Annotated in this window: 10 protein-coding genes; 6 read left to right on the top strand and 4 right to left on the bottom strand. The window is 67.3% G+C overall.

The window, feature by feature from the left end:
• The gene (locus QE388_RS15430) at positions 1-786 is read left to right on the top strand and encodes an MOSC domain-containing protein (RefSeq protein WP_307386244.1); all 786 of its coding nucleotides are present in this window, start codon (positions 1-3) and stop codon (positions 784-786) included.
• 8 nt (positions 787-794) lie between these two features.
• Here QE388_RS15430 and QE388_RS15435 read toward each other — a convergent pair whose 3' ends face one another.
• From QE388_RS15435 to QE388_RS15450, 4 genes are all read right to left on the bottom strand, one after another.
• Complete coding sequence (locus QE388_RS15435) at positions 795-1,970, bottom strand: acyl-CoA dehydrogenase family protein (protein WP_307386245.1); 1,176 nt, start codon at positions 1,968-1,970, stop codon at positions 795-797.
• The gene (locus tag QE388_RS15440; protein WP_307386247.1) at positions 1,967-3,130 is read right to left on the bottom strand and encodes a CaiB/BaiF CoA-transferase family protein; all 1,164 of its coding nucleotides are present in this window, start codon (positions 3,128-3,130) and stop codon (positions 1,967-1,969) included. Before QE388_RS15440 ends, QE388_RS15435 begins: the two co-directional genes overlap by 4 nt.
• Positions 3,131-3,184: 54 nt before the next feature.
• Positions 3,185-3,889: a trimeric intracellular cation channel family protein gene (locus QE388_RS15445; protein WP_275796626.1), complete on the bottom strand. Its 705-nt coding sequence runs from the start codon at positions 3,887-3,889 to the stop codon at positions 3,185-3,187.
• Between the two features lie 109 nt (positions 3,890-3,998).
• Positions 3,999-4,280 carry a pyrophosphorylase gene (locus tag QE388_RS15450; protein WP_081317249.1) on the bottom strand — a complete coding sequence of 94 codons (282 nt, stop codon included), beginning with the start codon at positions 4,278-4,280 and terminating at the stop codon, positions 3,999-4,001.
• Positions 4,281-4,549: 269 nt separating this feature from the next.
• On the opposite strand from QE388_RS15450, the gene QE388_RS15455 reads away from it, so the two are divergent.
• The 5 genes from QE388_RS15455 (at position 4,550) to QE388_RS15475 (ending at position 12,991) form a co-directional block, all read left to right on the top strand.
• The gene (locus QE388_RS15455) at positions 4,550-9,961 is read left to right on the top strand and encodes a DUF6531 domain-containing protein (RefSeq protein ID WP_307386251.1); all 5,412 of its coding nucleotides are present in this window, start codon (positions 4,550-4,552) and stop codon (positions 9,959-9,961) included.
• Positions 9,949-10,344: a DUF6188 family protein gene (locus QE388_RS15460; protein WP_275800278.1), complete on the top strand. Its 396-nt coding sequence runs from the start codon at positions 9,949-9,951 to the stop codon at positions 10,342-10,344. Before QE388_RS15455 ends, QE388_RS15460 begins: the two co-directional genes overlap by 13 nt.
• 312 nt (positions 10,345-10,656) lie before the next feature.
• Positions 10,657-11,400: a hypothetical protein gene (locus tag QE388_RS15465; protein WP_275800279.1), complete on the top strand. Its 744-nt coding sequence runs from the start codon at positions 10,657-10,659 to the stop codon at positions 11,398-11,400.
• A 645-nt stretch (positions 11,401-12,045) separates the two neighbouring features.
• The gene (locus tag QE388_RS15470) at positions 12,046-12,591 is read left to right on the top strand and encodes an Imm26 family immunity protein (RefSeq protein WP_307386255.1); all 546 of its coding nucleotides are present in this window, start codon (positions 12,046-12,048) and stop codon (positions 12,589-12,591) included.
• A 7-nt stretch (positions 12,592-12,598) separates the two neighbouring features.
• Positions 12,599-12,991 carry a DUF6188 family protein gene (locus QE388_RS15475; protein ID WP_275800281.1) on the top strand — a complete coding sequence of 131 codons (393 nt, stop codon included), beginning with the start codon at positions 12,599-12,601 and terminating at the stop codon, positions 12,989-12,991.
• The last annotated feature ends 116 nt before the right edge of the window (positions 12,992-13,107 follow it).

A 13,107-nucleotide genomic window follows, 5' to 3' on the forward strand; every position in this document is an offset into this window, starting at 1 on the left:
GTGCCTCACGTCAGCGCCCTGTACCGCTATCCCGTCAAAGGCTTCACCCCTGAACGCCGTCCCCACCTGGTAATCCAGGACGACGGACGCGTCCAGGGCGACCGTGCTCTCGTGTTCCGGTTCGCCGACGCCGTCGAGCCGGAGGACGCGACGTTCCCGAAGAGCCGCGGACTCGCGCTCATGACGTTCCCCACGCTCGCACGCATCGCCCTCACCTACGACGACGGACAGCAGACGCTGCGCCTCCAGGTCGACGACATCGACATCGAGAGCGACCTCAGCCCGCAGGGGCGCGCCCGGCTCGTGGATGCCGTCACGACCTACCTGCGCTCGACCTCGGATGCCCGGCTCCTCGACGCCGAGGGCGTTCTGCCGCTCGCGCTCATCGGCGACGGTCGGACCGCGCGTTTCCAGGACCGCCCGCAGGGATACATCTCCCTTCACGGGGAGGCATCTGTCGCAGAACTGGATGCCGCGGTGTCGGCCCCCGTCGACGATCGCCGTTTCCGATCCAACATCGTCGTCTCGGGCGCGCCGGCCTGGGCGGAACTGGGGTGGCAGGGACGCATCCGCATCGGCGAGGTCGTCTTCGACGTCCAGAAGCCGATCGAGCGCTGCGCCGCGATCACCGCCAACCCCGACTCCGGCGTTCGGGACGCGCGACTGCTCCGCGTGTTGACGACCGAGTTCGAGCAGGACGCCCCGACGCTCGGCATCCTGCTCCTCCCCGCCGAGGGCGGCGGCGTGATCCGCGAGGGTGACGAGGTTCGCGACGAGAGCGACTGAGCGCTTACTCAGCTCGGATCCGCCGCGCGGAACGCCGGGATACCCGTCAGGTGCGCCCCGAGCACCAGCGTGTGGATCTCGTCGGTGCCCTCATAGGTCCGCACCGACTCGAGGTTGGCCGCGTGCCGCATCGGCGAGTACTCCGCGGTCACGCCGTTGCCGCCGAGGATCGTCCGCGCCTCCCGGACGACCGCGATCGCGGCGCGGGTGTTCGCGAGCTTCGCGACCGAGATCTGATGCGGCTGGAGACGACCGGCATCCTTCAAGCGTCCCAGCCGGAGGGCGACGAGCTGGGCCTTCTCGATCTCGAGCGCCATATCGACGAGCTTCTGCTGCGTCAGCTGGAACGCCGCGATCGGCTGCCCGAACTGCCGCCGCTCGCCCGCGTAGGCGAGCGCGGTGGCGTAGCTGTCGCGCGCAGCGCCGACGACGCCCCAGCCGATGCCGTAGCGCGCATTGTTCAAACACGCGAACGCGGCACCGAGCCCCCGGGCGAGGGGGAGTTCGGCATCGAGGGGCAGCCGCACGTCCGTGAGCGCGATGTCGCACTGGATCGATGCGCGCATCGACATCTTCGGCGCGATCGGGGTCGCGGCGAAGCCGGGAGTGTCGGTCGGGACGAGGAAACCGCGGACGCCCTCGTCGGTGCGCGCCCAGATCACGGCGATGTCGGCGATGGATGCCAGTCCGATCCACCTCTTCGCGCCGTCGAGCACCCACGCGTCACCGTCCCTGCGTGCTCGCGTCGTCATGCTCGCGGGGTCGGACCCCGAGCCCGGTTCGGTCAGTCCGAAGCATCCGATGGCCTCACCGCGCGCCATGCGGGGGAGCCAGGCCTGCTTCTGCTCTTCGCTGCCGTGGAGGTGGATGGCCGTCATCGCGAGCGAGCCCTGCACCGACACGAGAGTACGGAGACCGGAGTCGCCCGCCTCGAGCTCCATCGCGGCGAGTCCGTATTCCACGGCGGTTCGACCGGGGCAGCCGTACCCCGACAGATGCATGCCGAAGACGCCCAGTCCCGCGAGTCCGGGGATCACCTCGACGGGGAAGTGCGCGCGGTCGTACCAGTCGGCGATGAACGGCCGCACGTGCTCGGCGACGAACGCACGCACGCGATCCCGCGTCTCACGCTCCTCGGCGGACAGCATCTCGTCGAAGTCGAGCAGATCGGGCACGGTGTTCATGGGCACTCCTCGGGTGTGTCGTCGAGCCACGAGAGCACCTCGGCGGTGTTCTCTCCCAGGCGCGGGGGAGCGGTAGCGGTGCTTCGGTAGGGCGGCGTCCAGGTGATCGGCGGCCGCACCTGACGAGAGACGCGACCGTCGGCACCGACGGTCTCGACGACGGGATGCAGCCCGAGCTCTTCGGCCAGCGTGAGCCCCTCGCCGATCGAGTTGACGACGCCCGCCGCAACGCCCACCGCGTTGAGCCGGGATGCCCAGCTCGCCGCCGACTCCCCGGCCAGCCGGCCCTCGAGCAACGTCGCGAGGATTTCGCGGTTGCGCACCCGATCGGCGTTGGTGACGAAGCGCGGGTCCTCGGCGAGCCGGTCGATCCCGAGGACCTCGGTCAGCCGCGCGAACTGCGCATCGTTGCCGCAGGCCACCGCTAGCGGCGCGTCGGCGCACCGCAGTGCTTCATAGGGGGCGATCGAGGGATGCCGATTACCCAAGCGCCCCGGCTCGACCCCGGTGCCGAGGTGCGCAGCAGCCTGGTTCGCGAGCGCGCCCTGCAGACTCGACAGGAGGTTGACCTCGACGAGCGACCCGCGGCCCGTCACCTCCCGCCGACGGAGCGCGGCGAGGACGCCGATCACGGCGTCCTTCCCGGTCAGGACGTCGACGAGGGCGACGCCGACCTTCATGGCATCCCCGTCCTGCTCGCCGGTCACGTGCATGAGGCCCCCGACGGCCTGCGCGACGAAGTCGTATCCGGGCAGATCCGCCCCCGCGGCGGATCCGAAGCCGCTGATCGAGACGATGATGAGCCCGGGATGCCGATCTCGCAGGGATTCCGCGTCGAACCCCAGGCGAGCGAACTCGCCGGGGCGGAAGTTCTCGATGACGACGTCGCTGCGGGCGATGAGCTCGGCGGCACGCGCGTGGTCGATCGGGTCGCGCAGGTCGAGCACGACAGAACTCTTGCCGCGGTTGACCGACTCGAAGTACGTCGTCATTCCCGACGGCGCGTACGGCGGACCCCACGCGCGCGTGTCGTCGCCACTGTTCGGACGCTCGACCTTGATCACCCGGGCGCCGAGATCGGCGAGGGTCATCGTCGCGAGCGGACCCGCCAGAACGCGCGAGAAGTCGGCCACGACGATCCCGTCGAGGGGCGCCGTCACCACGGCGGTCCCGCGATCGGTGGCATCATCGCGCAGCCGTGCATGGCGGCGATTCTATCGAGGCGTGTCGTCGTCGGTTCGGATGATCGGGATGCCGGTGGTCTCGACCGCGACCTTGCGGCGGTAGAGCTTCCGCTGCTCGGGAAGCGAGAGATCGAAGATCACGGCGAGCACGCGGATGACCGTGGTGACGATCAGACCGACCACGGCCGCGACAGGGAGGGGCACGCCGAAAGCGGCCGCCGTCGCCACCACCGCGCATCCGCCACCCGCGGCGACCGCGTAGAGCGAGCCGACGTGCATGATCGCGACGGGCAGGCCCATGAGCACATCGCGCAGGACGCTGCCGCCGACCGCCGCAAGCACGCCGACGAACACCGCAGGAACGGCCGGCAACCCCAGGGCGAGCGCTTTACTCGTGCCGAACACGCCGAACAGACCGATGACGACCGCGTCGAGCATGACGATCGCGCGGTTCAGTCTCTGAAACAGCCCCGACAGGAGCATCCCCACAAGAGCCGCGACGGTCGCTGTGATCAGATACCAGTTGTTCTGCAGAGTCGCGGGGGTGAGACCCAGAAGAAGGTCTCGAATGAGACCGCCGCCCATTCCGAGCAGGATGCCGATGATCGCGACGCCCAGAAGGTCGAGTCGTCGCTGGCCCTGGAAGCCTGAGGCGAAGAGGGCGCCCTGCACTCCGCCCAACGCGACCGCGGTGAGGTCGGCCCACAGCGGGATGATGAAGACGGGCGGGTTCACGGCATCCATTCTCTGCGACCCAATGCAAAGAACCGGCTCGCGGCCACCCGTGTCGTGGGGGCGCGAGCCGGTTCTCACGCGAGGCGTCTCGCGTCGAGGAGGGGGAGACTCAGGAGCCGCCACCCGCCGAGAAGATGTTCTGCGAGATCGAGTTGAGCTGCGTGCGCAGCTCTTCGAGCTCCTGCTTGGCCTTGTCGAGCGCAGCCTTGGTCTCGGGCCAGGTGGAGCCGCGGAACTGGGCGGCGAGGGGGCCGTCCCAGACGTTCGGGTCCGACAAGATGCGACCCTGGGCGTCGAGCTGCGAGATCTGGTCGGTGAACCCCCCGTTCACGATCGACTGGATCTGCTGAATGGCCGACTTGGCCTGCTCGGTAGAAAGAACGCGCGACATCATTTCCCCTTTTGCTTCGCGCGGCGCACCCACTGCACGCCGTTCATGACGACACGACGATAAACAACGGCGGGGGAGGTGTCCAGGTGTTGACGAGGGGCCGCGGAGGCGTTTATTGGGGGCGGAACCCTCTTCGATCTGGGTTTATGAGGGACATATGAGAACCTGCCGCAAGACCCTGATGCCCTCACCACCCCGGGGCTAAGCTCTTGCGGTCGTGAGCGGTCGTCGCGTTCTCTGGGCGGCCGCCGAACCAGTGGGGGGTTTCGATGAGCGATGTCGATCTCGAGGTGTACGGCGCACCGGATCTGACCTACGACTTCGGTCTGGCGGACGCGGTGGCCTCCGCCGCGAACGCGGCGGCAGCCGCCGTGGAAGGCCAGACGGCATCGCGCGCGTCGTACGTCGCCACCGCGAAGGAGGACTTCCAGGGCGCCTTCAGCAAGTTGTTCGCGGCCAACGCGACGACCGCCGCGAGCGATGCCCGGGAGCTCGCGTCGCGGCTGCGGGACGTGTCGTCGTTCATCGGACGGCTGAGCGACGCGGCGCGCGAGGAGAACGCTCGCCGCAAGCGGGCGCGCGAGTGGAAGGCCCGGGTGGAGGCGCGGCGGTCGAACTGGCTGGACGCGACGTGGGATGACATCTTCGGTGAGGAGCCGCCGCCGCAGGGCGGCGAGATCTCGCCGCCGGTCTTCGATGCGGCCGCCGTGCCCACCTCGCCACGGCAGACGCCGACCGCCGGTGGGGGCGGCGGCGGGGGCACGTCTTCGGCACGTCCCGACAACCTGCGGACCTTCGCCACGGGGAATTCCACCCTGGATGCGGAGCTCTCCGCTCACCCGGGACGTGTGTCGTCGGCTGCGAGCCAGTTCATGGCGACGTGCGATTTCGGTGGTATCGACGTCGGTCCCGTGGTGTCGGGTTTCCAGGCGTGGTTGAGTGCGAATGCGAACGACACGGCGTGGGCGAACACGATCGCGCAGGCGTTCGAGGACGCGGGGGCGAATGGGGGGATCGGGACGGTGTCGGATGCCGCGTTGGCGGCGTCGCTGGCGGCGGCGGGGGTGTCCGCGACGCGTCAGGATCTGGTGATCGACCCGCCGACGGCGTGGGGTGGGGCTCCGACGACGGGGTTCGTGAACGACCCGGTGAACTCCGCCACGGGGAACTTCCTCGAGCCGGAGAACGACCTGCCGTTCCCCGCGGCGACGGCGCTGCTGTCGCTGACCCGCATGTACAACTCCCTCAACGACGGCGCCGGGGTGTTCGGCCTCGGGTGGTCGTCGATCCTCGATGTCACCCTGCTGCTCGGTGAGGACGACGCCCGGTTCGTGATGGCGGACGGGCGGCAGATCGTGTTCGGCCGGGACGGGCGCGACTGGGCCCGCGGGACGGGGGAGAACTACTGGCTCACCCGCGCGAGCGCGGCGGAGCTCGCGGCGCAGGGTCTCACCGCGCCGGACGGGCTGCTCGTCACCGACAACGCCGGGGCCTGGTGGGCGTTCACCACCGGCGGCGACTGGGTCGCCGCCGGCGCGGGAGCCGGCAACGTCATGACCGTTCTCCGTGACGCATCCGGAGCCGTAACAGCCCTGGAGCACTCCCGCGACCGCCGCATCGACGTCGAGTACGTCGACGGGCTCGTGGCATCCGTCACCTCCTCCGACGGGCGCCGGGTCGAGTACCTGTACGACGACGACCGACGTCTGACCGCGGTGTCGGGCCCGGCGGGGACGCGGACGTACCGGTGGAACGACGACGACCTCATCGACCAGGTCACCGCCGCGACCGGTGTGATCGAGTGCACCAACGTGTACGACGCGCAGCGGCGCGTGCGGGAGCAGACCACGGAGTTCGGGCGTCACACCCGCTTCACCTACCTCTCCGGCCGCGTCACCGAGGTCGCAGACGCCGATGGGTCGAACGCGAACACGTGGATCGCCGACCGCAAGGGCCGCCTCGTCGGGATCATCGACACCGACGGCAACCGCCAGTCGATGGCGTACGACGCGTCCGGCAACCTCGTCTCCGTCACCGACCGCGAAGGACGCATCACCGTCCACGCCTACGACACCCGCGGACGCAAGACCCGCACCGTCACCCCCGACGGCGCCGACATCACCTACGGCTACGACGACCACGACCGCATCACCACCGTCGTCACCGCCGACGGCGGCATCGTCACCTACGACTACCCCAACGATCTGGAGCGGAACCCCTCCCGCATCACCGACCCCGGCGGCGGCGTCACCGAACTCGACTGGGCCGAAGGGCTGCTCCGCCGGGTCGAAGACCCCGAGGGTGTCGTCGTGCGCTTCGACTACGACGCGCACGGGGAACTGGTTGCCACGCGGAACGCCGACGGCGCCACCGCACGGCTGGTGCGTGACGCGACGGGCCGGGTGACGCAGGCGATCACCCCGCTCGGCGCGATCACCCGGTACACCTACAGCTCCGAGGGCTCCCTGCTCAGCCGGGAGGACCCCGACGGCGCGATCTGGCGTTACGAGCGCGGCCCCGGCGGGGTGGTCACCGCGATCGTCGACCCACTGGGTGGGCGCACGGAGCTGGAGTACGGCCCCCACGGGCAGCTCACCCGCACCATTGATCCCCTCGGCCGCACGATCGACCGATCGTTCGACGAGTTCGGCAACGTCACCGGCGTCACCCTCCCCGACGGCGCCGCCTGGGGCTTCACCCACGACGCCCTCTCCCGTCTGCGGGAGATCACCGACCCGGCCGGCGGCGTCTGGACGCGGGAGTACGACGCCGTCGGCGAGCTGGCGCGCACGACGGATCCGACCGGTGTGTCGGCGGAGGCGTCCCGCTCAGACACGACCATGACGGTGCAGACCGCATTCGAGGAGACCTCGGTCCGGTACGACAGCTACGGCCGCCCGGAGAAGATCCAGGATGCCGCGGGCGACGCGTCGCTGGTCACCTACGATCCCTGTGGCCGTCCGGTGGAGGTGCTGAACGCGGACGGCGGCCTCACACGCCTCGAACGCGACCGCGCGGGCCGTGTCACCGCCATCACGACCCCGGCCGGTCGCACGACCCGGTATGAGTACGACTCGTGCGGGCGCCCGGTCGCCGCCGTCGACCCGACGGGGGCTCGAACGGCGTTGGAGTACGACGCTGATTCCCGCGTGATCGCCCGTGTCCTTCCCACGGGGGAACGTGTGGAGGTCGAGTACGACGCAACTGGACGGGTGGTACGCGAGCACGTCCCCGGCGCGGGTGTTGCCCGTTTCGGTTACGACAAAGTCGGACGCCTGACTTTCTCGCACGACACCCGGTTCGGCATCCGTCGTTTCTCCTACGACGCGGCCGGTCAGCTCGTCACCGCGACCAATGGGATCGGTGGGGTGACCCGCTACGCGTATGACGAGCGGGGGCGGGTGGTGTCGATCACCGACCCCGCCGGTGGGGTCACCACCCGCACGTACACGCCGTTGGACAAGGTCGCCTCGCAGACCGACCCGCTCGGGCGGGTCACCACCGCCGACTACGACGCCGCGGGTCGCCAGATCCGGCAGACCAGCCCCGACGGGACCGTCACGGAGTGGTCGTACGACGACGCCGGCCTGGAGTCCGGGCTGAGCGTGAACGGGCGGAAGGTGACGGAGATCCGTCGCGACGCGCGTGCCCGCACGGCGACGATCATCGATCACACCACTGACGAGCCCACCACCCACACCCTCCGGTTCACGCGCCTGGACCGTCTCGCCGAGCGCACCACGGAGGGTCGCTCGACGCGGTGGGAGTATGACGCCGATGGCGCCCGCACCAGCCTCACCACTCCCGACGGGGTGGCGGTCGAGTACACGAGGGATGCCGCCGGGCACCTGACCCGTATCGATCACTCCCGTCTGGGTGCGGTGCACTACACGCGGGATGCGTTCGGGCGGATCCTCGAAGCCCGCGCGGGCGACAGCCTGCAGACCTGGGAGTACCAGGATGGGTTCCCCGTGGCGCATACCCGCACCGACGCCGACGGCGCCACCCTCACCCGCATCACCCGTGACGACGACGGCCGCATCACCGCCGTCGACGGCCCCGACGGCACCACCCGGTACACCCACGACGACGCCGGGCAACTCCTCTCCGCCGTCAGCGACGGACACGCCAACGCCTGGGAGTACGACACCGCCGGCCGCCTCATCCGCGAAACCCGGGACGACGTGGAGCGCTCGTTCGCGTACGACCTCGCCGGGCAACTCCTCACCCTCACCGCACCCGATGGGGACACGAGCTACGCCTACGACGGTCAGGGACGCCGCACCCGCGAAACCACTCCGACCGGGTCGACGGAGTACGCGTGGGACGACCGCGGGTGGATCCGTGCGATCACCCAGCACACCCCCGACGGGGGACAGCGGCGTACCGACCTGCGCGTGAATGCGCTCGGTGAGCTCGCCGAGGTCGACGGCATCCCCCTGACCTGGGATGCCGGGTCCTACGCGTCCGCCCCGCTCACCGTCGGGGACACCGACGTGTTCCACGCCCCCGGCGCTATCACCGGCATCGGCGACACCTGGACCACCGGCGGATGGCGCGGCACCCGCACCACCACCACCGACGACCCCTGGCAGGCTCTCACCACCGCCAACGCCCTCGGCGGCGGAGCCGTCGGGATCAGCCCCGCCGGGGGGCTCGAGGTCGCGGGGCTGGAATGGATGGGCGCCCGCGCCTACGACCCCGCCACCCGCGGATTCCTCAGCACCGACCCCCTCACCGCACCCGCCGGCGCCGCCTGGTCAGCGAACCCCTACTCCTATGCCGGCAACGACCCCCTCCACGCCACCGACCCCTTCGGCCTGCAACCCGTCACCGACGAACAACTCACCGCCTACGCCAACGCCCACCAAGGCGCCCTCGCCGCCGCCGGCAACGCCATCGGCGAATGGTGGAACGACAACTGGGAGTACGTCGCCGGCGGCGCCATGGTCATCGCCGGAGGCGTCATGATCGCCACCGGCGTCGGCGGCCCGGTGGGGGCCATGCTCATCGGCGCCGGCGCCGACACGATCATTCAGAAGGCGACCACGGGAGAGGTCAACTGGGGCCAAGTCGCTCTCAGCGGCGCTTTCGGCCTCGTCCCGGGAGCCGGAGCCGCCAGCGGCCTCCTCGTCCACGCCGGCGTCAACGCCGCCGAAGGTGCCGTCGAGAACACCGCCCAGTACCTCATCAGCGGGCAACCCATCACCCCCGGCGGACTCCTCTCCACCGCCGCCTCCGGCGCGACCATGTCCGCCGTCACCGCCGGAGCCCTCAACCGCATCCCCGCCAGCAACGCGGTCGCCAAACTTGATGAGGTTCCCGTTCGACCGTCGGTCACTGACACGACAGTGATTCCGTCCAGCGGCACGACTTTCGTTGCGACTCCCCAAGGCACCATCTACGACGTACCTTCCGGATGGGCGTTCAGGGAAGCCGACAACGGGAAGGGTCTGGTCGCGCAGGATCCGGATATGGTCGGTGTCATCAACGCGGGCAACAACATGGACTCCAACACCATCCGAATCATGGACCCAACGGACCGATATCCAAACGGGTACTCGCGATACAGCAACGACGTCGGGCAATGGCTGGACCCCACAACGGGCAAGCCAGGCTCGAAGCCAGCGAGCCATATACCTGCCGACTACGAGGGGATTTATCTCCAATGGCCCCAATAGATCCCACAGCACTGATTACTATCTCCGAAAGTAGCACGGTCGATTTCATCGGTGTCGACCATCGTCTCACTCTTCGCTTCTCCGGGAGGGAGGTTGTCACCATAGAGACAGATTTCTTTTTGCTCAGGCACGGGGATCCCGAGCAGCGGTTCGACCCGGACGGTGATAAGAAGACCCTTGGCGAATTCCTCGACCTTTTCGGTCGCACGGTCACAAGTGTTTTCATTGTCGACGGAGAGTTGCAAATTAAGTTCGATAATCATCTGCTGCTACGGGTGCCGCCTAGCGAAGATTATGAGGCGTGGAGCTACTCTGGCGCCGAGAAGCCTCCGACAAAAATCATCTCGATGCCGGGTGGCGAGTTAGCGATTTGGAGCTCCTGATCCCGCGCTTCGCCCTCCAGGGGTACCCCCGCTCCCGCAAGGATTGCAATTCCGCCTCTCAGAACCTGGCGGTACAAAACAAAGTGGACCGTCTCACTCAGTTGCGAGCAGGAGACATTCGTATCAACCAGCAGCAAGTCAACTACGACGGTGTCCGTGTCGGCGTGAACCGTCCGGACCTGCAGTACTTTCTCGACCGACAGTGACACTATGTGGAGTGGGACCGGACCAGATCGAACAGAGGCCCCCTTCACGAAGAGAGGATGTTGGCAACCGATCTCTCGGGATCGTCCATCTTCACACTCTCGACTGATGAGCGGACTTATGCAGAGCTTGTTCGGAGACACCTTCTATCCCGCGACGAAGAGTATGGGATTCATCCGCAGCTCACCCGAATCTCTCGTTCATGCATACAGCGAGTGGTTCGATCGGCTCGGTCACACCTGCCGCATTCAGGTTCATGAAGCACCCCTGCGAACCGTCATGCCGCTCCTGGAACCTCTCACAGGCGACTCGACACGGATCATCGTCGCCGCGACACGGAGCGCAGAATGGTCGGCAATCTTCGACAACCTCGCGACAGGGGGAGACCCGGTCAGCGACATCGCGGTCCTGACGAAAGCACGACGTACGGATGGCGTACTTGTCGGCTACTCTCCCGACGAAAGGGAGACGCCCGACGGCAAGCTCGGGCGGCTCGGCGCCCGAGTCTTCCGCTACACCGAGTACGACCCTGGCAGTCAGCGGTCTATAGCGCCCCCGACCTGGAGCATCTACCTGGCGCGTCAATCGGGTTCGAAGTGGCTCTTCGAAGCGAAGGGCGAGCCACTGAGCTTCGAGGACCTCAACGTCTACGAGCAGCGCCGGGTGAAAGACCGATTCACGCCCGAGATGTTGGAGCGGTACTGCCGTGAGCTCGGTATCGACCCCTTCGACGAAGACTTCTATCCCGGACCCTGCTATCTGGTGGAGAAGCACGTTGATCCCAGCGCGCTCGGCACCATCACCACCTTCGAAGAACAGCAGCGGAAGTGGCAGATCGTTCCGGGTTCCTGATCCCGTCGCACCAACAGGAAACGGCGGAGAGCAGAGAAGTGAGGCCACACATGCCAGACATCGAAACTGTCAAGTTCAGATATGCACCCCCAGGGGGCCCTCGGTGGCTCCCGTCACGGTTGCGACGACGTCGGCTTGAGATCATAGAGGATTGTCCGCCGAACTCCATCGTCGACTTCTACGGCCTGGCTCAACGCTGTCTGGGCGGTGGTACTGATTTTCAGATGTGCCTCACACTTGCCGGGCGGCTCGCTGACGCCCACGACTCACGATGGGTGGGCTTTCCATTCGCCGCCCCCACGGACGACTAGGACGCGCAAGACCAGCAGTCTTCAGTGGACCCGTACGAGGGCAGAAAATGTTCACATCCGTAAGATTTCGGCGAACCGCCGGTGTCGGTCCTCAGCGGATGCCAGAGCGCTTCAGATCCCGGCGGTATGAGGTTAAAGGGGAGGCGACCGAGCCTCGGATCGTGGACCTCGAGGAGCTTTTCCGAACTCTGTGATGGCGGACGCAATACAGATCTCCAGCAATGTCTCTCTCTGGCGACGAGGCTCGCCATCGCGGGCGACCCGCGCTGGGTTTCCTATCCCTCCATCGCAGTGGTCGACGAGTAGTCGGCTCCTTCGATGATCAATCAAAGACATGGAGCGTGAGGAGTTCGAATTGGCAAAGAGCAGCCCGGTATACGCCATTCGCGAGGGCGACATCTTCACAATAGGCATCGACGATCGGCACGTGTACGTGGGGCACGTCATCTGCGAGTACCTGCATGCGTGGTTCGTTGTCATCTTCGACGAATGCAGGACAGCATCCGAAGCTCGCGCGAACCCGACCCACGCACTCGCCTCGCGGCCCCTTTTCGGGGCGATCGTGTTCGACGCGAGGTTCCGCCCGGGAATGTGGGAGCTGATCGGGCATTCCGACTCCCAGCCGGAACGATTCGCCCCCGCGTACAGGACAGGAGATCCTCGCGCCAGAGGCATGAAAATCCTGAACTTCCGGGGTACCAAGATGCGCGCGGCCGCCCCAGAGAAAGCCGAGATCTTCCCTCGCAGGACGTACAACTCGCCGTTGGTGTTGGAGAAGGCCGTCCGAGCCCACGCAGGTCGAGAACGTTGGCTACCGGCGTTCGATGATCTTCTTGTAGCTAACCAGCCAAAATCCGTGGATGTTTTCGGAACATTGTGAGTCGAACATGAGCGCACATCATTCTGCACCCGAGATGTTCTCGAACGGCGGCGACCTCGAGTTCATCGGCGTCGACCACCGCCTCACCCTTCGCTTCTCCGAAGGCGATGTCGTCACCATCGAGACGGAGTTCGCACTGACCCGTCCAGGCTCAACGGAGGTGCTCCTGGATCCTGACGGAGACAAGAAGGCCCTGGGCGAGGTCTTGGCTCTGTTCGGGCGACGCGTCACCGGAGCCGAGATCGTGAGCCACGAATTGCGGATCGCGTTCGACGACTCGACCGTGCTGCGAATCCCTCCCGATCCCGACTACGAGGCGTGGAGTTACTCTGGGCCGGGGAATCCGCGGACACTCGTCATATCGATGCCGGGCGGCGACTTGACAATATGGACCAGCTGATAGGGAAGGAGCATCTCCGTGCGATCCGTCACTTACGGCCAGATCTTCTTCGCCCACTCGTTGTCTGTCCGTCGAATAGACCGAGCTGCGGTCAACCACGTTCCCCCTCGCAAGTT

The sequence above is a fragment of the Microbacterium sp. SORGH_AS_0969 genome, assembly GCF_030818255.1.
Taxonomy (GTDB): Bacteria; Actinomycetota; Actinomycetes; order Actinomycetales; family Microbacteriaceae; genus Microbacterium.